24 protein-coding genes are annotated in these 21,619 nt (G+C 74.5%); 3 read left to right on the top strand and 21 right to left on the bottom strand.

Going from position 1 to position 21,619, the window contains the following annotated elements:
- Window positions 1-21: 21 nt before the first annotated feature.
- The 11 genes from Q1K26_RS10360 to Q1K26_RS10410 form a co-directional block, all read right to left on the bottom strand.
- Window positions 22-402 carry a type II toxin-antitoxin system VapC family toxin gene (locus Q1K26_RS10360; RefSeq protein ID WP_300009645.1) on the bottom strand — a complete coding sequence of 127 codons (381 nt, stop codon included), beginning with the start codon at window positions 400-402 and terminating at the stop codon, window positions 22-24.
- On the bottom strand, window positions 399-647 hold the full coding sequence (locus Q1K26_RS10365; RefSeq protein ID WP_300009648.1) for a type II toxin-antitoxin system prevent-host-death family antitoxin: 249 nt from the start codon (window positions 645-647) through the stop codon (window positions 399-401). The genes Q1K26_RS10360 and Q1K26_RS10365 overlap by 4 nt, the downstream gene beginning before the upstream one ends.
- A 26-nt stretch (window positions 648-673) precedes the next feature.
- Window positions 674-1,534 (bottom strand): acyl-CoA thioesterase II, encoded by an 861-nt coding sequence (locus tag Q1K26_RS10370; RefSeq protein WP_300009785.1) that lies wholly within the window; start codon window positions 1,532-1,534, stop codon window positions 674-676.
- Between the two features lie 122 nt (window positions 1,535-1,656).
- Complete coding sequence (gene pyk, locus Q1K26_RS10375; protein WP_300009651.1) at window positions 1,657-3,078, bottom strand: pyruvate kinase; 1,422 nt, start codon at window positions 3,076-3,078, stop codon at window positions 1,657-1,659.
- 62 nt (window positions 3,079-3,140) lie between these two features.
- Window positions 3,141-3,776 carry a DUF2461 domain-containing protein gene (locus Q1K26_RS10380; protein ID WP_300009653.1) on the bottom strand — a complete coding sequence of 212 codons (636 nt, stop codon included), beginning with the start codon at window positions 3,774-3,776 and terminating at the stop codon, window positions 3,141-3,143.
- A gap of 2 nt (window positions 3,777-3,778) precedes the next feature.
- Window positions 3,779-4,750 carry a prolipoprotein diacylglyceryl transferase gene (gene lgt / locus Q1K26_RS10385; RefSeq protein ID WP_300009656.1) on the bottom strand — a complete coding sequence of 324 codons (972 nt, stop codon included), beginning with the start codon at window positions 4,748-4,750 and terminating at the stop codon, window positions 3,779-3,781.
- A 154-nt stretch (window positions 4,751-4,904) separates the two neighbouring features.
- Window positions 4,905-5,711 carry a tryptophan synthase subunit alpha gene (gene trpA, locus Q1K26_RS10390; protein ID WP_300009659.1) on the bottom strand — a complete coding sequence of 269 codons (807 nt, stop codon included), beginning with the start codon at window positions 5,709-5,711 and terminating at the stop codon, window positions 4,905-4,907.
- A 103-nt stretch (window positions 5,712-5,814) separates the two neighbouring features.
- Window positions 5,815-7,173, bottom strand: a complete 1,359-nt coding sequence (gene trpB, locus Q1K26_RS10395) for a tryptophan synthase subunit beta (RefSeq protein WP_300009662.1) — start codon at window positions 7,171-7,173, stop codon at window positions 5,815-5,817.
- A gap of 15 nt (window positions 7,174-7,188) precedes the next feature.
- Window positions 7,189-8,016, bottom strand: a complete 828-nt coding sequence (trpC, locus tag Q1K26_RS10400; RefSeq protein WP_300009665.1) for an indole-3-glycerol phosphate synthase TrpC — start codon at window positions 8,014-8,016, stop codon at window positions 7,189-7,191.
- A gap of 58 nt (window positions 8,017-8,074) precedes the next feature.
- Entirely contained in the window at window positions 8,075-8,740 is a 666-nt protein-coding gene (locus Q1K26_RS10405; RefSeq protein WP_300009668.1) for a Trp biosynthesis-associated membrane protein, read from the bottom strand.
- A gap of 14 nt (window positions 8,741-8,754) precedes the next feature.
- Window positions 8,755-10,308 carry an anthranilate synthase component I gene (locus tag Q1K26_RS10410; protein WP_300009671.1) on the bottom strand — a complete coding sequence of 518 codons (1,554 nt, stop codon included), beginning with the start codon at window positions 10,306-10,308 and terminating at the stop codon, window positions 8,755-8,757.
- A gap of 135 nt (window positions 10,309-10,443) precedes the next feature.
- Here Q1K26_RS10410 and Q1K26_RS10415 point away from each other — a divergent pair, with 135 nt between their 5' ends.
- Both Q1K26_RS10415 and Q1K26_RS10420 read left to right on the top strand, forming a co-directional pair.
- Complete coding sequence (locus Q1K26_RS10415; RefSeq protein ID WP_300009674.1) at window positions 10,444-11,226, top strand: DUF899 family protein; 783 nt, start codon at window positions 10,444-10,446, stop codon at window positions 11,224-11,226.
- Between the two features lie 75 nt (window positions 11,227-11,301).
- A complete protein-coding gene (locus Q1K26_RS10420) occupies window positions 11,302-11,925 on the top strand; it encodes a TetR family transcriptional regulator (RefSeq protein WP_300009677.1) in 624 nt (207 codons plus the stop codon).
- A 3-nt stretch (window positions 11,926-11,928) separates the two neighbouring features.
- On the opposite strand, the gene hisI is transcribed toward Q1K26_RS10420, so the two are convergent.
- The 4 genes from hisI to Q1K26_RS10440 are packed head-to-tail and all read right to left on the bottom strand — an operon-like array spanning window position 11,929 to window position 15,467.
- The gene (gene hisI / locus Q1K26_RS10425; protein WP_300009680.1) at window positions 11,929-12,321 is read right to left on the bottom strand and encodes a phosphoribosyl-AMP cyclohydrolase; all 393 of its coding nucleotides are present in this window, start codon (window positions 12,319-12,321) and stop codon (window positions 11,929-11,931) included.
- Complete coding sequence (gene hisF / locus Q1K26_RS10430; protein ID WP_300009683.1) at window positions 12,318-13,091, bottom strand: imidazole glycerol phosphate synthase subunit HisF; 774 nt, start codon at window positions 13,089-13,091, stop codon at window positions 12,318-12,320. The genes hisI and hisF overlap by 4 nt, the downstream gene beginning before the upstream one ends.
- Window positions 13,091-13,864: a bifunctional 1-(5-phosphoribosyl)-5-((5-phosphoribosylamino)methylideneamino)imidazole-4-carboxamide isomerase/phosphoribosylanthranilate isomerase PriA gene (gene priA / locus Q1K26_RS10435; protein WP_300009686.1), complete on the bottom strand. Its 774-nt coding sequence runs from the start codon at window positions 13,862-13,864 to the stop codon at window positions 13,091-13,093. Before priA ends, hisF begins: the two co-directional genes overlap by 1 nt.
- Window positions 13,865-13,886: 22 nt before the next feature.
- A complete protein-coding gene (locus tag Q1K26_RS10440) occupies window positions 13,887-15,467 on the bottom strand; it encodes a serine/threonine-protein kinase (protein ID WP_300009689.1) in 1,581 nt (526 codons plus the stop codon).
- 93 nt (window positions 15,468-15,560) lie between these two features.
- On the opposite strand from Q1K26_RS10440, the gene Q1K26_RS10445 reads away from it, so the two are divergent.
- Window positions 15,561-16,262 (top strand): SDR family oxidoreductase, encoded by a 702-nt coding sequence (locus tag Q1K26_RS10445; protein ID WP_300009692.1) that lies wholly within the window; start codon window positions 15,561-15,563, stop codon window positions 16,260-16,262.
- A 3-nt stretch (window positions 16,263-16,265) separates the two neighbouring features.
- Here the strand turns inward: Q1K26_RS10445 and hisH are convergent, their stop codons facing one another.
- The 6 genes from hisH to nadC all read right to left on the bottom strand — a co-directional run bounded on the left by hisH (window position 16,266) and on the right by nadC (window position 21,576).
- On the bottom strand, window positions 16,266-16,916 hold the full coding sequence (gene hisH / locus Q1K26_RS10450; RefSeq protein WP_300009695.1) for an imidazole glycerol phosphate synthase subunit HisH: 651 nt from the start codon (window positions 16,914-16,916) through the stop codon (window positions 16,266-16,268).
- A 387-nt stretch (window positions 16,917-17,303) separates the two neighbouring features.
- Window positions 17,304-17,903, bottom strand: coding sequence for an imidazoleglycerol-phosphate dehydratase HisB (gene hisB, locus Q1K26_RS10455; protein ID WP_300009697.1), 600 nt, complete (start codon window positions 17,901-17,903; stop codon window positions 17,304-17,306).
- Complete coding sequence (locus Q1K26_RS10460; RefSeq protein WP_300009749.1) at window positions 17,900-19,000, bottom strand: histidinol-phosphate transaminase; 1,101 nt, start codon at window positions 18,998-19,000, stop codon at window positions 17,900-17,902. Before Q1K26_RS10460 ends, hisB begins: the two co-directional genes overlap by 4 nt.
- Window positions 18,997-20,313 (bottom strand): histidinol dehydrogenase, encoded by a 1,317-nt coding sequence (gene hisD, locus Q1K26_RS10465; RefSeq protein WP_300009752.1) that lies wholly within the window; start codon window positions 20,311-20,313, stop codon window positions 18,997-18,999. The genes Q1K26_RS10460 and hisD overlap by 4 nt, the downstream gene beginning before the upstream one ends.
- Window positions 20,314-20,406: 93 nt before the next feature.
- Window positions 20,407-20,625 (bottom strand): hypothetical protein, encoded by a 219-nt coding sequence (locus Q1K26_RS10470; protein WP_300009755.1) that lies wholly within the window; start codon window positions 20,623-20,625, stop codon window positions 20,407-20,409.
- A 138-nt stretch (window positions 20,626-20,763) separates the two neighbouring features.
- Complete coding sequence (gene nadC / locus Q1K26_RS10475) at window positions 20,764-21,576, bottom strand: carboxylating nicotinate-nucleotide diphosphorylase (RefSeq protein WP_363320460.1); 813 nt, start codon at window positions 21,574-21,576, stop codon at window positions 20,764-20,766.
- Between the last annotated feature and the right edge of the window lie 43 nt (window positions 21,577-21,619).

Below are 21,619 nucleotides of genomic sequence, written 5' to 3' on the forward strand. Positions count from 1 at the left end.
GGTCTACTGGTGGGCGCTTCTTCAGAACGCGACGACGTCCACCAGATCCGCGAGGCCGACGAAGTCGTCGACGTTTCGGGTGTACAGGCGCGCCGAGTGGGCGTGGGCGGTCGCGGCGATCAGGAGATCCATCGTGCGGGCGCGGGGTTGCCGGCCCGCCGCCACCACGGCGGCGGCGAGCTGCCCGTAGCTGGCGGCCACCGCGTCGTCGACGGGCAGCGGGTCGAAGGTCCGTTGCAGGACGCTGAGCCGGCGGAGCCGTTCAGCCCGCACCCCCTGCTCACGGGCGACGAGCACGCCGAAGTGCAGCTCGGCGATGGTGGCCACGCTGATCGCCAGCTCGCCCGCCAGCGGCGGTACATCGGTGGCGACGACGAGATTGGTGTCCAGAACCGCTCTCACGCGGGCGTCCACGGATCCCGGACCGCGTCGTCGATACGCTCCCGATCGGCGGCCCACGCGGCGTCGGCCGGACCCCGGAACACCTCCGCGACGTCGGAGTAGCTGCGCCAGGTCTGCGGCGCGATCGGCACCATCCGGGCGCTGGGTCTTCCGGCGACCGTGATGGTCACCTCCTCGCCCGCCTCGACGCGACGGACCAGCTCGGAGGCGTGCTGGCGCAGCTCCCGCAGCCCCACCTCAGTCATGCCCGAAAGGTAGCACAAGTGCTACCTCAGGCTCGGGGAACGCGGACCAGGCCCTCCTGCACGGTCGTCGCCACCAGCGTGCCGTCCTCTGCGGTGAACCGGCCGGTCGCGAGACCGCGCGAGCCGGACGCCGTGGGCGAGTAGCAGGTGTAGAGCAGCCAGTCGTCGGCACGGAAGGGCCGGTGGAACCACATCGCGTGGTCCAGGCTCGCGAGCTGCATCGGCTTCTCCGGCCGGTCGTGGCGGGCGAGCACGGAGCCGAGCAGGGCGAGGTCGCTGGCGTAGGTGAGCAGGCAGACGTGCAGCAGCTTGTCGTCGGGCAGGGAGCCGTCGGCGCGGATCCACAGCCGGGTCGGGCCCTCGGAGGCCTCCGTGCGATCCTGCGACCACACCGGCTCGTCGACGAAGCGGATGTCGAGCGGGCGCGGGATCTCGCTCATCCACCCCGCGCCCCGGCCGGCGGCGACGCGCTCGCCGAGGTCGGGCAGCGTCAGCGGGCCCGGCACGTCCTGCGGTCCGGGCTCGGTGTGCTCGAGTCCCTGCTGCGGCAGCTGGAACGACGCCGACAGCGAGAAGATCGCCTCACCGTGCTGGATCGCCAGCACCCGCCGGGTCGTGAACGAGCGGCCGTCGCGCACGCGCTCGGCCTCGTAGACGATCGGCACGGTCGGGTCGCCGGGGCGGATGAAGTAGGCGTGCAGCGAGTGCACCTCGCGGTCGGTGGGCACCGTGCGCCCGGCCGCGACCAGCGCCTGCCCCGCCACCTGCCCGCCGAACACCCGGGTCGGGCTCTGCGGCGGGCTCACGCCACGGAACAGGTTGACCTCGAGCTGCTCCAGGTCGAGCAGCCGCACCAGCCCGTCCAGGACGGCCTGGCCGCGCGGCATCCCGTCGGCCGCGGTCTGCGGCGCGGGCTTCTCGGGTGTCGTGGAGGTGCTCACCGGTGCATCCTGTCAGGGCTGCGGCGGGCGGCGGTCCCGCGGTGGCCGGTGGCCGCCGGCTCGGTTGCTCAGCCCATGTCCTCCTCGCCCAGGCGGTGCACCCGGATGAGGTTGGTGGAGCCGGCGGTGCCGGGCGGCGACCCGGCGACGATCACGACGAGGTCGCCGGGCTGGAAGCGCTCGATCGAGAGCATCGCGTGGTCGACCTGGCGCACCATGGCGTCGGTGGAATCCACGAAGTCGACGAGGAAGGTCTCCACGCCCCAGCTCATCGCGAGCTGGCTGCGCACCTCGGGCGTCGGGGTGAAGGCCAGCAGCGGGAGGCGGGTGTGCAGCCGGGACAGCCGCCGCACCGTGTCACCGGACTGCGAGAACGCGACGATCGCGCGCGCCGAGAGCCGCTCACCGATGTCGCGCGCGGCGTAGGACAGCACCCCGCGCTTGGTGCGGGGCACGTGGTTGAGCGGCGGGACGCTCACCGGCCCGTCCTCGACGGCCTCGACGATCTGCGCCATCGTGCGCACCGTCTTGATCGGGTAGCGACCCACCCCGGTCTCGCCGGACAGCATCACCGCGTCGGCGCCGTCGAGCACCGCATTGGCCACGTCGGAGGCCTCCGCCCGCGTCGGGCGCGAGTTGGTGATCATCGACTCCAGCATCTGGGTCGCCACGATCACCGGCTTCGCGTTCTCCCGCGCGATCTGGATGGCGCGCTTCTGCACCAGCGGCACGTGTTCGAGCGGCAGCTCGACGCCTAGGTCGCCGCGGGCCACCATCACGCCGTCGAACGCGAGCACGATGGCCTCGAGGTTGTCGACGGCCTCGGGCTTCTCCAGCTTCGCGATCACCGGGAGCCGGGCGCCGCGGGCGTCCATGATCTTGTGGACGAGGTCGATGTCGGCGGGACTGCGGACGAACGAGAGCGCGATGACGTCGACGCGGAGGTCGAGCGCGAACTCCAGGTCGGCGATGTCCTTCTCCGACAGCGCCGGCACCGACACGTTCATGCCGGGCAGCGAGAGGCCCTTGTTGTCGCTGACCGGGCCGCCCTCGGTGACCCGGCAGACCACGTCGAGGCCCTCGACCCTCACCACGCGCAGGCCGACCTTGCCGTCGTCGACCAGCAGCCGGTCACCCTCGCGGGCGTCGGCGGCCAGGCCCTTGTAGGTGGTGGACACGCGGTCGTGGGTGCCGGCCACGTCCTCGACGGTGATCCGCACCTCCTCGCCGGTGCGCCATTCCGTCGGACCCGCCGCGAACCGCCCGAGACGGATCTTGGGACCCTGCAGGTCGGCCAGGATGCCCACCGCGCGCCCCTCGGCGTCGGCGGCGTGCCGGACCATCTCGTAGACGTTCTTGTGGTCCTCGCGGCTGCCGTGGCTGAAGTTCAGCCGGGCGACGTCCATCCCGGCCTGCACGAGCTCGCGGATGCGGTCCTGGGTCGCGGTGGCGGGCCCGATGGTGCAGACGATCTTGGTGCGACGGGTCACGGGAACAGAGTCTAGACCGTTCTCTGGAACGATCAGGAAGCACACGTGGTGAACATTCGGGCCTAGCGGCGGGGCTGCTCGCTCACGCCGACATGGTCGGCGAGCCACTCCGTCAGCGGCCGCAGCGCGCGCCAGGTGGTGACGACGCGGTCGAGGCACTCGGGCCCGTGCAGCGCGTCGTCGGGGGGCCACTGCCGCCACCCGTACAGCGACCTGTGCCGCAGCAGCTCCAGCCGGGGGTGTTCGGGGTCGACGCCGCGCGGGCGGGTCTTGAGCCGCTCCCCCGCCACGCGGATGCCGGCCGCCTCCAGCGCCGCGACGCGGTCGGCGAGATCGGCGCCGCGGCGCTCGTCGTCGACGGCGGTGCGGAAGCGGGCCACCTGGTCGGAGGCCATCTGGTAGTGCCCGCCCGCGGCCATCAGACCGTCGCCGCCGACCTGCACGTAGAAGCCGCCGACCGTGGCTCCGCAGTGGGTCTTGTAGGGCGTCTTGTCGTTGGAGAACCGCACGTCGCGGTACGGGCGGAAGATCTTGCCCGCCCCGAACTCGGCCTCGCAGTCGGCCAGCAGCGCGCGCATCGGGTCGCGGACGTCGCGCTCGTAGACGCCCTTGCGGTCGGTCCAGTAGGCCTTCGAGTTGTCGGCGACGAGGCCGTCGTAGAACTCGACGGCGTCCTCGCCGAAGCCGGCGAACGCCATCCTCAGGGGCCCCGCTCGGCGGGGGTGTCGGCATGGGCGTCCTGCTGCGGGGCGTCCGCGTCCGGTTCGGCGTCGTCGGTGGTGGTGGTGGCGCCCGCCTCGGCTGCGGGCGGGGAGAGCACCTCCCGGGGCTTGCGCATCAGCACCAGGTACAGCACGGCACCCACGAAGACGACCGCGGAGACGACCGTGTTGATCCGGACGTCGCCGAACACCGTGGTGGCCGGGTCGTCGCGCATCAGCTCGATCCAGAACCGGCCCGCGCAGTAGCCCGCGACGTACAGCGCGAACGCGCGGCCGTGGCCGAGCCGGAACCGCCGGTCGGCCCACACCACCAGCGCGGCGACGCCCAGGTTCCACAACAGCTCGTACAGGAAGGTGGGGTGCACGACGGCGATCGGCGTCAGGTCGACCGCGACCCCGTTCAGCGGGTCCGGCGCGCCGGTGACCGGGTCCACCCGGTCGTAGATCTCCAGCCCCCACGGCAGGTCGGTGGGGCGGCCGTAGAGCTCCTGGTTGAACCAGTTCCCCAGCCGCCCGATCGCCTGCGCGACGACGATGCCCGGCGCGACGGCGTCGGCGAAGAACGGCAGCGGCACCCCGCGGCGGCGGCAGCCGATCCACGCGCCCACCGCGCCGAGCATGACCGCGCCCCAGATCCCGAGCCCGCCCTGCCAGATGTAGAGCGCCTCGATCGGGTTGCCGCCGGGCCCGAAGTAGGTGCGCCAGTCGGTGGCGACGTGGTAGAGCCGGCCACCGACCAGCCCGAAGGGCACCGCGAACACCGCGACGTCGGTGACGACCCCGGCCTCCCCCCCGCGCGCGACGAACCGCCGCTCGCTCCACACGACCGCCACGACGATGCCGGCGATGATGCACAGCGCGTACGCCCGGATCGGGATCGGACCGAGCATCCACACACCCCGGTCGGGGCTCGGGATCGCGGCCAGGATGGTGGTGACGGTGGGGCTCACGAGGCCACGGTAGCGCGCACCCCCGACAGCCCCTGGGACCGCGGTGGGCGCTGGGCCCGCCTCCCGCTCCACCGCCGACCTCGCACACACCCTGCGGGGCCCGCACACAGGGCCGGACCTGTGCGCGACCCGTGCAACCTGTGTGCGAGCGGCGTCAGGCGGGTTGTGGGGCGGGCAGGCCCGCGCTCGCGACGCCTGCCGCCAGCTCCGCGGCCAGGGAACGGACGGCGTCGGCGCCGCCGCTCTCCACGGCCGTGACGAACGCGGACCCGACGATCACGCCGTCGGCGAACGCCGCCACCTCGGCCGCCTGCGCCCCGGACCGCACGCCCAGGCCCACCCCGATCGGCAGCGACGTGTGCGGGCGGCAGCGCGCCACGATCTGCGGTGCCGCTCCGGCCACCGTGTCCCGGGCGCCCGTGACGCCCATCGTGGAGGTGGCGTAGAGGAACCCGCGGCTGGCGGCCGCGGTGGAGGCGATGCGTTCGTCGGTGGAGGAGGGCGCCACCAGGAAGGTCCGGTCCAGGTCGTGGGCGTCGGAGGCGGCCAGCCACTCGTCGGCCTCGTCGGGGATGAGGTCCGGGGTGATCAGGCCCATGCCGCCCGCCGAGGCGAGGTCACGGGCGAACGCGTCCACCCCGTAGCGCAGGATCGGGTTGAAGTAGGTCATGACCACCGCGCGCCCGCCTGCCGCCGACACCCGCTCCACCACCGACAGCACGTCGCGCAGCCGCGTGCCGGCCCGCAGCGCGGTCTCGGCGGCGGCCTGGATCGTGGGCCCGTCCATCACGGGGTCGGAGTACGGGACGCCGATCTCCAGCAGGTCGCACCCGCCCTCGACCAGCGCGTTCAGCAGCTCCACCGAGGCGTCCACGGTCGGGTAGCCCGCGGGGAGGTACCCGATCAGCGCCCCCCGCCCCCGCTGCCGGCACGCCTGGAAGATCGACTCGACCCCGCTCACCGCACTCCCCCGTCGCATCCCCGGCCCGATCCGGCGCAACCGACGGCACGTTCGTCCACTCCCGGTGGACGGGCGTGCCGTTCGTTGCCGCGTGCGGCGCCGCTCACGACTGCACGCTCCCGGTGTCGGCGCCCGCGGGCGATGGCCGCGCCGCGAGGGTGTCGCCCGGTGCCGCCGAGGCGCCCTCGGCGATGGCGGTGCCGCTCGCGTCCGCGGCGCTCTGCCCGTCGGCGATCATGCCGAACCACTTCGCCGCGGTGTCGACGTCCTTGTCCCCGCGCCCGGACAGGTTCACCAGCACGACGCCCTCCGGCCCCAGCGACCGCCCCAGCCGCAGCGCACCGGCGATCGCGTGGGCCGACTCGATCGCCGGGATGATCCCCTCGGTGCGGCACAGCAGCGCGAACGCGTCCATCGCCTCCGCGTCGGTGACCGGCTCGTACGTGGCCCGCCCGATGTCCTTGAGGAGCGCGTGCTCGGGTCCGACGCCGGGGTAGTCGAGGCCCGCGGAGATCGAGTACGACTCGCTCGTCTGCCCGTCCTCGTCCTGCAGCAGGTAGCTCATCGCACCGTGCAGGGCACCCGGCGAGCCCTCCGAGAGCGTGGCGCCGTGCCGCCCGGTCTCGACGCCGTCGCCGCCGGGCTCGAAGCCGACCAGCCGCACGCCCGGGTCGTCGAGGAACGCGTGGAAGATGCCGATCGCGTTGGACCCGCCGCCGACGCACGCGGCGATCGCGTCGGGCAGCCTGCCGGTGCGCTCCAGCACCTGCTCGCGCGCCTCCAGGCCGATGACGCGGTGGAAGTCGCGCACCATCATCGGGAACGGGTGGGGGCCCGCGACCGTGCCGAGCAGGTAGTGCGTCTCGTCGACGTGGGTGACCCAGTCGCGCAGCGCCTCGTTGATCGCGTCCTTGAGCGTGCGCGACCCGGTCTTCACCGGGATCACGGTGGCGCCGAGCAGCCGCATCCGCGCGACGTTGAGCGCCTGGCGCTCGGTGTCGACCTCGCCCATGTAGACCACGCACTCCAGGCCAAGCAGCGCGCACGCCGTGGCGGTGGCGACGCCGTGCTGGCCCGCGCCGGTCTCCGCGATGACCCGGGTCTTGCCCATCCGCTTCGTGAGCAGCGCCTGACCCAGCACGTTGTTGATCTTGTGGGAGCCGGTGTGGTTGAGGTCCTCGCGCTTGAGCAGGACCCGCGCACCGCCCGCGTGCTCGGACAGCCGCGTGGCGTCGGTGAGCGGCGACGGCCGGCCGGAGTAGTCGCGGTGCAGCCGGTCCAGTTCGTCGAGGAAGTCGCGGTCCGTGCGGGCCTTCTCGTACACGACGGTGAGCTCGTCGAGCGCGGCGACCAGCGCCTCGGGCACGAAGCGGCCGCCGTAGCGCCCGAAATGTCCCTTGCCGTCGGGTTCGTGTCCGGACGGCGTCTCGATGCCGTCGCTGGCCTGCGCGTGCGTGGTCACACCGGGAACCGTAGGTCAGCGGAGCATGCGGGAACACGACGGGTGGAAGCCCGCCGCCACCAGGCTGCGCACGGCCGCCTGCGGGTCGCCGCTGGTGACCAGCCCCTCGCCGACGAGCACGGCGTCGGCGCCCCATCCGGCGTAGGTGAGCAGGTCACCCGGCCCGCGCACGCCGGACTCGGCCACCCGCAGCACGTCGCTGGGCAGCCCGGGGGCGATCTGCCCGAACACGGTGCGGTCGACCTCGAGGGTGTGCAGGTTGCGGGCGTTGACACCGATGACCTTCGCGCCGGCCTCCAGCGCGCGGTCCGCCTCCTCCTCGGTGTGCACCTCGACCAGCGCGGTCATCCCGAGGGACTCGACCCGGTCGAGCAGCGAGTCGAGCGCGTTCTGCTCCAGGGCGGCGACGATCAGCAGCACCAGGTCCGCGCCGAAGGCCCGCGCCTCGTGCACCTGGTAGGGGCTGACGATGAAGTCCTTTCGCAGCACCGGCACGTCGACGACGGCCCGGACGGCCGCGAGGTCGGCCAGCGAGCCCCCGAACCGGCGCTCCTCGGTGAGCACGCTGATGACCCGCGCGCCGCCCTCCGCGTAGGAGGCCGCGAGCTCGGCGGGGTCGGCGATCGACGCCAGGTTCCCCTTCGACGGGCTGCGCCGCTTGACCTCGGCGATGACCCCGATGCCCGGGGCCCGCAGCGCGGCCAGGACGTCGCGCGCCGGTACGGCGGCCTGCGCACGACGCTTGATCTCGGCGAAGTCGACCTGCGCCTCTCGGACCGCGAGGTCGGAACGCACGCCGTCCACGATGGAATCGAGGACACTGCCCCCGTTGTTCTCGCTCATTCGGATCGTCCCCCTCCCCGGATCGGCCAGCAGAACTGGATCGGACGCTCGGGCCATGCTAGCCAGCCCGGTTCCGGGTCCCGCCGTCAGGATCATCCCCGGGCGTCGGGGCGACCGGTCCGTCGGTCGGATCCAGCCCGGCGTCCAGGTCCTGCCACGCGGCCCGGTCCGGGTCGGCGGGCGGGCGCGCGGCCCCGTCGCGCCCCCGGGCGGCGCTGTAGCGCGCCCCGAACCGGGGCAGCCGCCGCTCCCGCACGAGCACCACCGCGCCGACGGCCAGCAGCACCAGCCCGCCGACCACCGCGAGCAGCGGGGCCGGGGTGGTCTCGCCCGGCCGGTTGCGCAGCGCGTCGGCGGTGCCGCCCGGCGGGGGCAGCGGCAGCGACCCGGCGGCCGCCGCGAACGGGTCGGCCACCAGCGCAGACGCCCCCACCACGACGATCGCCGCCCCGGCCACCCCGAGCAGCACGCCGACCATCCGGCGCGCGACACCGCCGATGGCCAGCACCCCGGCCACCCCGGCCACGGCGAGCAGCGCCACCCCGCCCAGCGCCGGCTGCACCTGCGCGCCCGTGACGTCGACGACCCGCTCCGCGGGCACCGCGACCGGCACCCGGTACCACACGGCCACCGACGCGCCCCACAGCGCAGCCGCCGACACGAGCAGACCGACGCACACCGTTCCGAGCAGGCGCGGCCCGCGGGTCGGTGCGGCCGCCGTCACCGACGGCCCGGGTCTCACCGGTCCGCCGCCGCGCGCAGCGTCGCCGCCGTGGCCACCGCCGACAGCACCGCCATCGCCTTGTTGACGCACTCGGTGTCCTCGGCCACCGGGTCGGAGTCGGCCACGATCCCGCCACCGGCCTGCACGTAGGCCACCCCGTCACGCACCAGCGCGGTGCGGATGGCGATGGCGGTGTCGGCGTCGCCCGCGAAGTCGAGGTAGCCGACGATCCCGCCGTAGAGCCCGCGCCGCGTCGGCTCCAGCTCCTCGATGATCGCCATCGCGCGCGGCTTCGGCGCGCCGGACAGCGTTCCGGCCGGGAAGCAGGCGGTGACCGCGTCGAAGGCGTTGCAACCGCGGCGCAGCCGGCCGGTCACCGTCGACACGAGGTGCATGACGTGGCTGTAGCGCTCCACCGAGAAGAACGAGCTGACCTTGACGGTGCCGGGCTCGCAGACCCGACCCAGGTCGTTGCGCCCCAGGTCGACGAGCATCACGTGCTCGGCGCGCTCCTTCTCGTCGGTGCGCAGCTCCTTCTCCAGGAGCTGGTCGGCCTCCTCGGTGTCCCCGCGCCAGCGGGTGCCGGCGATGGGGTGCGTGGTGGCCTGCCCGTCGCGGACGGTCACCAGCGCCTCGGGGCTGGAGCCGACGATCGCGAACCGCTGGGGTGGGCCGGACGACGACGCGGCGGACTCCAGGCGCAGCAGGTACATGTACGGGCTCGGGTTGGTGGCGCGCAGCACCCGGTAGACGTCGAGCGGGTCGGCGTCGCACGGGGTCTCGAAGCGCTGCGAGACCACCACCTGGAACGCCTCGCCCGCCCGGATCTGCTCCTTCGCCACCTCGATCGCCGCGTGGTGCTCGGCCGGGGTGCGCCGCCGCGTGTAGTCCGGTGAGGCGGGCGAGTACACCGCCACCGTGGACGGCGCGGGCGCCGCCAGTTCGTCGGTCATCCGGTCCAGGCGTGCCACGGCGTCGTCGTAGGCGTCGTCGACCCGGTCGTCGGAGGCGTCCCAGTTGATCGCGTTGGCGATCAGCGTGACCGTGCCCTCGTGGTGGTCGACGGCGGCGAGGTCGCTGGCCAGCAGCATCACCATCTCGGGCACCGCCATGTCGTCGACGGCCAGTGCGGGGAGCCGTTCCAGGCGGCGGACGGTGTCGTAGCCGAGGTAGCCGACCATCCCGCCGGTCAGCGGGGGCAGGCCCGGGAGCGGCTCGCTGCGCAGCTCCTCCACCACGGTGCGCAGCGCGGCCAGCGGGTCGCCCGACACGGGCAGCCCGGCCGGCACCTCCCCGGTCCACACCAGCTCCCCGTCGACGGCGGTGAGCGCGGCCACCGACCGCGCGCCGACGAACGACCAGCGCGACCACGACCGCCCGTTCTCCGCGGACTCGAGCAGGAACGTGCCGGGGCGGTCACCGGCCAGCTTGCGGAAGACCCCGACGGGGGTCTCGTCGTCGGCGAGCAGGCGGCGCGTCACCGGGATCACCCGGTGGCCGGCCGCCAGCTCGCGGAACTCCTCACGGCTGGGGGTGACCGCGCCGAGGGACGGGGCTGCGACGGTCATGACCCCATCCTCTCAGGAGCGGCGCCGGGCACCTCGCCGGCCGGCGTCGCCGATGAGTTCCGGCCGGGCCGGACGTCTCCAGTTCCTGCAGGGCGGTGCGCGACGCCGCCGGCACGAGACCTCCAGGGAGGACGCATGACACCCACGCCGAACGACCCGACCACCGCGCCGACCGGCCGCCCGCCCGTCGTCGACCTGGCCACCTGGCAGGCCGCCCGGGACGAACTGCTGGTCCGCGAGAAGGCCCACACCCGGCACGGCGACGCTCTCGCCGCGGCCCGCCGCCGGATGCCGATGGTGGAGTTCGACGGGACGGTCGAGGTCGTCGGGCCCGAGGGCCCGGTCCCCTTCCTGGACCTGTTCGGGCACCACCGTGAGCTCGTGGTCTACAAGCACATGTGGCACGACGGCGCGCCGCACCAGGGGCAGTGCGGGGGCTGCACCACCAACGCGTGGCAGACGAAGGACGCCGCCGTCTACCTCGCCGCCCGCGGTGTCTCCTACGCCGTGCTGACCGAGGGCCGGTGGGACGAGGTCGCTCCGTTCGTCGAGTTCATGGGCTACACCCGGCCCTGGTACTCGGTACGCGACGTGGCCGCCCCGGTCGGGGACGGCATGGGTTCGCTCACCTGCTACCTGCGCGACGGCGACCGCACGTTTCTCACCTACTCCACGACCGGTCGGGGCAACGAACCGGCCGGCGGGGCGTTCGGCCTGCTCGACATGACGCCGTACGGCCGCGGCGAGGCGTGGGAGGACAACCCCGAGGGCTGGCCCGAGGGGCGCGACTCCTGCTGGTACTGGTGCTCGGACGCGGACGGGCACGCCACCTGGGGCCCGACCAGCCGTCCCGTACCGCAGTGGACCCGTCCCGGCGCGACTCCCGTGTCGTCGCTCGGTCGCGACTGCGCCCGCTGACCGCCGTCGTCGACACGACCGGCCCGGTCGGGGTGCGACGAACCGCCCGGCGGATCCGGCCGGGACAATGCAGCCGTGGCCCCATCCGACAGGACCCCGGAGCTGCCCGGGGCACCGCGCAGGCGCGGGCGCCGCAAGGCAGGCGCCGACACCCGCGCCCAGCTCGTCGACGCGGCGCGGGACGCGTTCGCCGAACGGGGCTACGACGGCGCGACCGTGCGGATGATCGCCGAGCGGGCCGGCGTCGACCCGGCCATGGTCAACCACTGGTTCGGCGGCAAGGAGGCGCTGTTCACCGCGTCGCTGCACATCCCGATCGACCCGGCGACGGTGTTCCCGCAGGTGCTCGCCGGCGATCCCGAGCAGCTCGGGGAGCGGCTGGTCACCCGCTTCCTCACGGTCTGGGACACCACCGGCGGCGCCCCGATGGCGTCGCTGATCCGCAGCGTGGCGTCGCACGACGCGGCGGCGCGGATGCTGCGCGAGTTCGTGACGCGGGTGATCCTCACCCGGATCGCCGAGGTGATCGCCCCGGACCGCGCCGACCTGCGCGCGTCGCTGGTCGGCTCCCAGCTGATCGGTCTCGGGATGGCCCGCTACGTCGTGGGCGTGGAGCCGCTGGCGTCGGCCGACCGCGCGACGGTCGTGGCAGCCGTGGCGCCCACGGTGCAGCGCTACCTCACCGGGCCCCTGGACTGATCCTCACCCCGGGCGGGTGGTGCCGTCCGCCGGGCCGGCCGGGCCGAGCAGGACGTCGGTGTCGAAACAGGTGCGGGTGCCGGTGTGGCAGGCCGGCCCGGTCTGGTCGACGATCACGAGTACCGCGTCGCCGTCGCAGTCCAGCCGCACCTCGTGCACCCGCTGGGCGTGCCCGGAGCTCTCGCCCTTGACCCAGTAGGACTCGCGGGAGCGCGACCAGTACGTGGCCCGGCCGGTGGTCAGGGTGCGGTGCAGCGCCTCGTCGTCCATCCACGCCACCATCAGCACCTCGCCGGTGCCGCGCTGCTGGGCGACCGCGCAGACCAGGCCGTCGGGGGTGCGCCGGAGCCGGGCCGCGACGGCCGGGTCGAGCCGGGAGTCGAGGACCCGGTTCATCGCACCTCCACCGACGCCTCCCCCAGCGCCCGCTTGACGTCGGCGATGCGGAAGTGCCCGAAGTGGAACACCGTGGCGGCGAGCACCGCGTCGGCGCCCGCCCGTACCGCGGGCGGGAAGTGCTCCACCGCGCCCGCCCCGCCGCTCGCGATGACCGGGACGTCCACCCTGGCCCGCACCGCGGTGATCATCGCGATGTCGAAGCCGGCGCGGGTGCCGTCGGCGTCCATCGAGTTCAGCAGAATCTCCCCGACGCCCAGCTCCTGGCCGCGCGCCGCCCACTCGACGGCGTCGATCCCGGTGCCGCGCCGGCCGCCGTGCGTGGTGACCTCCCAGCCCGACGGCGTGGGCGCCGACCCCTCGGGCACGGTGCGTGCGTCGACCGACAGCACGATGCACTGGGACCCGAACCGGCGGCTGGCCTCGTGCAGCAGCTCCGGGCGCGCGATGGCGGCGGTGTTGATGCTGACCTTGTCCGCGCCGTTGCGCAGCAGCCTGTCGATGTCGTCGGTGGCCCGGATGCCGCCGCCGACCGTCAACGGGATGAACACCTGCTCGGCGGTGCGGCGCACCACGTCGAGCATGGTGGCCCGCTCCCCCGACGACGCGGTGACGTCGAGGAAGGTGAGCTCGTCGGCGCCCTCGGCGTCGTAGACGCGCGCCATCTCGACGGGGTCGCCCGCGTCGCGCAGGTCGGCGAAGTTGACGCCCTTGACGACCCGGCCCGCGTCGACGTCCAGGCACGGGATCACCCGGACCGCGACACCCATCAGCCGGCCGCCTGCCGCGCGGAGTCGGCCTCGACGGCCCGCATCGCGGCCAGCGCCTCGGGCAGGGTGAACCGACCGGCGTAGAGCGCCTTCCCGACGATGGAGCCCTCCAGGTTCACGCCCTGCGCCGCCACCCGGGCCAGGGCCTCCAGGTCGGCGATCTCCGAGATGCCGCCGGACACGATCACCGGGGCCGTCGTGGCGTTCGCGACCTCGCGCATCAGCTCGGTGTTGGGGCCCTTCAGCATGCCGTCCTTGCTCACGTCGGTGACGACGTAGCGGGCGCAGCCGTCGCGGTCGAGGCGCTCCAGGTTCTCCCAGAGGTCGCCGCCGTCGGTGGTCCAGCCGCGGGCCGCGAGCCGGTGGCCGGCATCGGTGATGCGGACGTCGAGGCCGACGGCGATGCGCTCCCCGTGGGCGGCGATGGCCCGCGCGCACCACCGCGGGTCCTCCAGCGCGGCGGTGCCCAGGTTGACCCGCGCGCACCCGGTGGACAGCGCACGCTCCAGCGAGGCGTCGTCGCGGATGCCGCCCGAGAGCTCCACCTGCACGTCCAGCTCGCCGACGACCGCCGCCAGCAGCTCGGCGTTGGAGCCGCGCCCGAACGCGGCGTCGAGGTCGACGAGGTGGATCCACTCGGCGCCGTCGTCCTGCCACTGCATCGCCGCCTCGCGGGGCGCGCCGTAGCCGGTCTCGGTTCCGGCCTCGCCCTGCACCAGCCGCACGGCCTGGCCGTCGGCGACGTCGACGGCGGGCAGCAACGTGAAGGTCACGGCGCGCAGCCTACCGACGCGCTCAGAACGGGGTGTGGACCAGCCACCAGTTCCACACGGCCGCCGGGTCCACCCCGCCGACCAGGCCCTGCACCTGCGACGTCGGGCTCCCCCACGCGATGACGTACACCCCGGTGCCGTCGGCGAGGGTGGTCCAGCCGCAGGACAGGTCGTACCCGGCGAAGGTCTCTTGCGACGCCCCGCCCGAGGCGCAGTCGACCGGCTCGCCGGTCGTGCCGTTCGCGACGGCCAGCAGCGACGCGTCGTAGGTCGCGGTGTCGCCGAACTGCTGGAAGACGACCGCGGGCACGGCCGGGTCGGTCGTGTCGCAGTCGACCTGGGCGACCGCGCCGTCGGTGGTCGTCGCCTGCGTGCAGCTGGACTCCACGTAGCCGTCGCCGTTGATCCGCGCGAGCAGGGCCGCGGTGGGGTCGGGCTCGGCGGTAGCGGTCGTGCCGCTCGACCCGGTGACGACGACGCCGCCGCCGGGCGGGGGCTCGGTGATCGTCTCGCCGGGCCACGGCGCCACGGCGGCCGCGACGCCGAGCGCGACGGCCGCGGCGGCGGCCGCGGTGAGCAGCGGCCACCTCCGCGGGGACGGTGCGGCGGGAGCGGCCGGCCCGCGGGCAGGCGGGGCCGGGTAGGGGGCGTGCGCCGTGGGTGGGTACGCCGTGGGCACGTGGGTGGCGTAGGGGGTGGGGCCCGACGGCGCGGGCGGCGCGCCGAAGGCGCCGCGCAGCGGGACCACGGTGTGCAGGTCGGGTGCGGCACCGACGGCGACCGGCGCCACGGCCTGCGTCGCGGCCGCGGCGAACGCGCCGGCCGAGGCGTACCGGTTGTCGGGCCGCTTGGCCATGCCCCGGGCGACCACCTCGTCCAGACCGGCCGGGACCTGCGCCCGCAGCCGGCTCGGTGCGGGTGGCTCCGCGGCCATGTGCGCGTGCATCAGCGCCGGGCCGGTGCCGGCGAACGGGAGCTGCCCGGTGAGCAGCTCGACGAGCACGCACGCCAGCGCGTAGACGTCCGCGCGGTGGTCGACACGGTCGCCGAGGAAGCGCTCGGGCGCCATGTAGCCCAGGGTGCCGACGGTGGCGCCGGTGGCGGTCAGCGCGGCGTCACCGGAGCCGTCGACGGCGCGGGCGATGCCGAAGTCGGCGAGGTAGGCGAACTCGCCACCCGGTGTGCCGGTGACCAGCACGTTCGCCGGCTTGACGTCGCGGTGCAGCAACCCGGACCCGTGTGCGGCGTCCAGTGCGCTCGCGACCTGCGCCACGATCGACACCGCGCGGGCGGGCGCGAGCGGCCCCTCCGCGGCGAGGACGGCGGCCAGGTCGCGGCCGGTCACCAGCCGCATGTCCAGGTAGAGCCGCCCGTCGATCTCGCCGAAGTCGTGGATCGGGACGATGTGCGGCTCGGTCAGCCGCGACGCCACCGTGGCCTCCTTGCGGAACCGGGCGCGGAACTCCTCGTCCGACGCCAGGTGCGCGGGCAGGCGCTTGAGCGCCACCACGCGGTCGTGCACCGTGTCGACCGCCCGGTACACCTCGCCCATGCCGCCCCGTCCGACGAGCTCCTCCAGCCGGTACCGCCCGAACTGCTCCATGGCGTCTCTCCTCTGTTCTCACCAGGAGGAGTCCGCCGGGGGCCCGCGGGTTTCAGCGCGCCACGAGTTCGCGGCGCACCTACCGTGACCGGCATGGACATCGACGGCGCACGGGTGCTGGTGGCGGGCGCGACGGGCGTGCTCGGCGGCGGGGTCGCGGCGGCGCTGCACGGGGCGGGCGCCCGGCTCGCGCTCGCCGGACGCGACGCCGCGCGGCTCGACGCGCTCGCCGGGACGCTCGGTGACGCCCCGAGGTGGACCTTCGAGGCGCTGGACCTCGAGCGTTGCGCCGCCGTCGTCGACGAGGCGGCGGGCGCGCTCGGCGGGCTCGACGTCCTGGTGGTGGCCTACGGGGTGGCCGCGTTCGGCCCGGCGCACGAGACCGACGACGTGCTCACCGAGCACCTGCTGACGGTGAACACCATGGCGCCGATGGCGATGGTGCGGGCCGCGCTGCCCCGGATGGACGGGAACGGCACGGTCGCGGTGCTCAGCGCGATCCTCGCCGACCATCCCACCGCCGGGATGGCGGCCTACACCGCCAGCAAGGCCGGCCTGTCGGCGTGGCTGACCGCGCTGCGCCAGGAGCAGCGCAGGCGGGGCGTCACCGTCTTCGACGTCCGGCCCCCGCACATCGAGACCGGACTGGCGGGGCGGGCGATCGCCGGGCAGGCCCCGCCGATGGCCGCGGCGGCGACGGTGGACGAGGTGGTCGCCCTGATCGTCGACGGCATCCGCGACGGGCGCCGCGAGCTGCGCTACGACCTGCGGCAGCGCGAGTTCACCGGGCGCTGACCGCTACCCGACCACGTCGCGCAGCCAGTTCCGCAGCACCGTGGCGCCGGCGTCCCCGGACTTCTCCGGGTGGAACTGCGTGGCCGCCAGCGGGCCGTTCTCCACGGCCGCGACGAACTCCTCGCCGTGGTGGGCCCAGGTGACCATCGGCGGGCGCAGGCTCGAGACACTCCCGTCGGCGGAGGTCTCCAGCTCCCAGCGCCGCACCCCGAAGGAGTGCACGAAGTAGAAGCGGGTGGCGGCGTCGAGGCCGTCGAACAGCACGGACCCGGCCGGCGCTGCGACGGTGTTCCACCCCATGTGCGGCAGCACGTCGGCCTTGATCCGCTCGACGGTGCCCGGCCACTGCCCGCAGCCCTCGGTGCGCTCGTCCCACTCCACACCGCGCTCGAACAGCACCTGCATGCCCACGCAGATGCCCAGCACCGGGCGGCCGCCCGCGAGGCGCCGGTCGATGATCCGCGGGCCGCCCACGGCCCGCAGGCCGCTCATGCAGGCGGCGAACGCCCCGACGCCCGGCACGACCAGCCCGTCGGCCTCGAGCGCGGCGTCGACGTCGGCGGTGACGGAGACGTCGGCCCCGACCCGGCGCAGCGCCCGTTCGGCCGAGCGCAGGTTGCCCGATCCGTAGTCCAGCACGACGATCTTCGCCATGCCACCATGCTAGTGCCGCGTCGAGAAGGGTTCGGCACCGAACTCGGCGGCCCGGCCCGGGTTCCCCACCGACGATCATGGCTGGCCCTTCCGGTCCCACGGGGGCTGTGATCGCCGGATCGGAACCCGCGCCGCGCCCCGACACACCCCGAGGTTCCGAGCCGCCGATCATCCCGGCCGACGGGCCGCCGGACGTCCGCTCCGCCGAGACCCGGCCACCGAGACTCGGCCATCGCGACCCGGCCTGCCACCGCGAACCACGGCGTCCCGACCCCGCACCGTCCCGACCCCGCACTGCCCACGGTTGGCCGGCCCCCCGGACCCGCGTCCGCCCGGGGCCACCGCCCGGGGCCACACCGACCCGGCCCGGCCTCCGGCGAACCACGCCTACAACGTGCCCTTCGTCGACGCGATGCCGGTGATCCGCGCGTCCGGCTCCACCGCCGCACGCAGGGCCCGGGCCACCGCCTTGAACTCGGCCTCGGTGATGTGGTGCGGGTCGCGGCCGTCGAGCACGCGGACGTGCAGGGCCAGGTGGCCGTGGAAGGCCACCGACTCGAACACGTGCCGGTTGAGCACCGTGGGGTAGTGCCCGCCGACGACGAAGCCCACCATCATCTCCGGCTCGCCGGTGTGCACGGTGTAGGGCCGCCCCGAGACGTCGACGACCGCGTGCGCCAGCGCCTCGTCCATCGGGATCCACGCGTCGCCGAACCGGCGGATGCCGGACTTGTCGCCCAGCGCCTCGCGGATCGCCTGGCCCAGCACGATCGCGGTGTCCTCGACGGTGTGGTGCGCGTCGAGCTCGACGTCGCCCTCGGCGCGCACGGTGAGGTCGAACGCGCCGTGCTTGCCGAAGGCGTCGAGCATGTGGTCGAAGAACGGCACCCCCGTCGCGATCTCGGTGTTCCCGGAGCCGTCGAGGTCGATCTCGACGAGCACCCGCGACTCCTTGGTGACGCGCTCGACGCGACCGATCCTGCTCACAGCAACTCCTTGCTCGCGACGTCCGCTGCGACCTGCAGGAACGCGTCGTTCTCCTCGGGTGTACCGATCGTGACCCGCAACCGCTCGGAGATCCCGACGTCGCGGATCAGCACCCCGTCGTCCAGGAACGCCTGCCACGCGCGCGACGCGTCGGCGAACCTGCCGAACAGCACGAAGTTGGCGTCGCTGTCGACCACGTCGTACCCGGCCGCGACCAGCTCGGACACCACCCGCTCCCGCTCGCGGCGCAGCAGCGCCACCGAGCCCAGCGTGGCCGCGGAGTGCCGCAGGGCCGCGCGCGCCGCCGCCTGCGTCAGCACGGACAGGTGGTAGGGCAGCCGCACGAGCTGCAGGGCGTCGACGACGGCCGGCGCGGCAGCGAGATAGCCCAGCCGGCCCCCGGCGAACGCGAACGCCTTGCTCATCGTGCGGCTGACGATCAGCTTGTGGCCGCGGTCGGCGAGCAGCGTGATCGCGCTGGGGTGGTCGGAGAACTCCGCGTACGCCTCGTCGACCACCACCATGCCCGGTGCCGCGTCGATCAGCGCGGCCAGCTCGGCGGGGGTGAGGGACTGCCCGGTGGGGTTGTTCGGGCTGGTCAGGAACGTGAGGTCGGGCGCGGCCGAGCGCAGCAGCGCGGCGGCGGCGTCGACGTCGATCGAGAAGTCGGCCCGGCGCGGCGCGGGGAGCCACTCGGTGCGGGTGCCCGCGGCGATGATCGGGTGCATCGAGTACGACGGCTCGAAGCCCACCGCCGTGCGCCCGGGCCCGCCGAAGCACTGCATGATCTGCTGGAGCACCTCGTTGGAGCCGTTGGCGGCCCACACGTTCGCCGCCGCCAGCTCCACCCCGGTGGCGGACACGAGGTAGGTGGCGAGGTCGGCGCGCAGCGCGACGGCGTCCCGGTCCGGGTAGCGGTGCAGCTCGCCGGCCACGTCGGCGACCGCGGCGGTGACGTCGGCCACCAGCTCCGGAGGGGGTGGGTAGGGGTTCTCGTTGGTGTTGAGCCGCACCGCCACGTCGAGCTGCGGCGCACCGTAGGGCGAGCGCCCGCGCAGGTCGTCGCGGATCGGCAGGTCGGCCAGGGCGGGGGTCACCGGAACCTCGCCGTGACCGCCTGGCCGTGCGCCGGCAGGTCCTCCGCGTCCGCGAGCGTGACCACCGCGTCGGCGACGTCGCGCAGCGCGTCGCGCGAGTAGTCGATCACGTGCACGCCGCGCAGGAACGTCTGCACCGACAGCCCCGCCGAGTGCCGCGCGCAGCCCCCGGTCGGCAGCACGTGGTTGGAGCCCGCGCAGTAGTCCCCCAGGCTCACCGGCGCCCACGGCCCGACGAAGATCGCGCCGGCGTTGCGGATGCGCTGCGCGACCGCGCGGGCGTCGGCGGTCTGGATCTCCAGGTGCTCGGCGGCGTAGGCGTCGACGACGGCGATCCCGTCGTCGATCGAGCGCACCAGCACGGTGCCCGACTGCGGGCCGGTGAGCGCGGTGCGGATGCGGTCGATGTGCTTGGTCTGCGGCAGCGCCCGCTCCAGCGCGGCGTCGACGGCGTCGGCCAGCTCCGGGGACGTCGTCACCAGCACCGAGGCCGCGGACGGGTCGTGCTCGGCCTGCGAGATCAGGTCGGCGGCGACGTGCACCGCGTCGGCGGTGTCGTCGGCGAGCACCGCGATCTCGGTGGGGCCGGCCTCGGAGTCGATGCCGATCAGCCCGCGCAGCAGCCGCTTGGCGGCGGTGAGGTAGATGTTGCCCGGCCCGGTGACGACGTCGACGACCTCCAGTTCCGCGCCGTCGGTGTCGGTGCCGCCGTACGCCAGCAGCGCGACGGCCTGCGCACCACCGACCGCCCACACCTCCTCGACCCCCAACAGCGCGGCCGCCGCGAGGATCGTGGGGTGCGGCCACCCGCCGTGCTCGGCCTGCGGCGGCGACACGACCACCAGCGACTCGACCCCGGCCTCCTGCGCCGGCACCACGTTCATCACCACGCTCGACGGGTAGACCGCCAGCCCGCCCGGTGCGTAGAGCCCGACCCGGCGCACCGGCACGAACCGCTCGGTGACCGTGCCACCGGGCACCACCTGGGTGACGACGTCGGTGCGCCGCTGGTCGGCGTGCACCGTCCGGGCGCGCTCGATCGACGTCTCCAGCGCGGCGCGGACGGCCGGGTCGAGGGCGCTCAGCGCGCCGGTCATCACGTCGGCGGGGACCCGCACCGACGTCGGTCGCACCCGGTCGAACCGCTCCGCGAACTCCAGGACCGCATCCACCCCGCGCTCGCGCACCGCCTCGACGATCGGCCGCACCTGGTGCAGCACCGCATCGACGTCGACCTCCGCGCGGGGCAGCAACCCGCGCAGCGCGGTGGTGGAGGGGAGATCCTGGGAGCGCAGGTCGGTCCGGCGGAGCATGCGATCAGCCTACGACGCAGGCCCGACGGGCCGGCACGCCCGGGCGGGCTCGCCGACGCCCGGGCCGCCGACGGTCAATGACGCAGGCGACGGTCAGTGACGCAGGCCGCCGACACCCCGCGCCTTGTCCCAGCTTCCGGTGTCGGGGCGTTCGTGCGCCGCCGGACGGTCGCTGACGCACGCCGTCACGTGCACGTAGGCGTAGACCCAGTCGACACTACCGTCGTGGTGGGCCCGGTCGATGTGCGCCATGCGCACCATCGACTCGCCCGCACCGATCTCGGTGAAGCAGCGCTCGCAGATCATGATCATGTCGTCTCCGGCCCGGCTGCCCGGCCGCACGCGGCCGGGGGTGGTCAGGGGCGGGTGGTCGACGTTGACGCGACCCGTCCCGATTGTCGCTCGTGGGACCGGGATTCCCCGCACGCCGCGCCCTACTCGTGGGCAGCGTCACGCCGGGCGCAGGTCCAGCCCCAGGTCGAGCGCGGTGACGGAGTGGGTCAGGGCGCCGACGGCGAGGAAGTCGACGCCGGTCTCGGCGTAGGCGCGGGCGTTCTCCAGCGCGAGCCCGCCCGAGGACTCCAGCCGGGTCGGCCGGTCCCCCCGCCGCCGCACGGCCTCGCGGGTGAGCGCGACGGAGAAGTTGTCCAGCAGCACCAGCTCCGCACCCAGCGCGAGCACCTCGTCGAGCTGCTCGAGCGAGTCGACCTCCACCTCGCACGGCAGGTGCGGCGCCCGTTCCCGCGCGGCCCGCAACGCTGCTCCGACCGACCCGGCCGCCACCACGTGGTTGTCCTTGATCAGCACGGCGTCGCCGAGCCCGAGCCGGTGGTTGACGCCCCCGCCGCAGCGCACGGCGTACTTCTCCAGCAGCCGCAGGCCGGGAAGCGTCTTGCGGGTGTCGCGGATCCGGGCACCGGTGCCGGCGACGGCGTCCACCCACGCGGCGGTCGCGGTGGCGACGCCGGACAGGTGGCACAGCAGGTTCAGCGCCGTGCGCTCCGCGGTGAGGAACGTGCGGACGGGCGCGCGGACGGTGAGCGCGGCGTCCCCCGCCGCGAGCCGGTCACCGTCGGCGGCGGCGCCGAGCACCTCGTAGTCACCGACGACGGCATCGAGCACGGCCAGCGCGGCCGGCACCCCGGCCAGCACGCCGCCGCGCCGCGCCACGAAGGCACCCACGGCCATCGCGTCGGCCGACACGGTGGCCTCGGTGGTGGCGTCGGGGCCGTAGCGCAGGTCCTCGGCGAGCGCGGTGTCCACGACCCGCCGCAGATCCTCGAGATCGAGCCCAGCGGCACCGGCC

It is taken from the genome of Pseudonocardia sp. (assembly GCF_029263155.1).
Taxonomy (GTDB): Bacteria; Actinomycetota; Actinomycetes; order Mycobacteriales; family Pseudonocardiaceae; genus Pseudonocardia.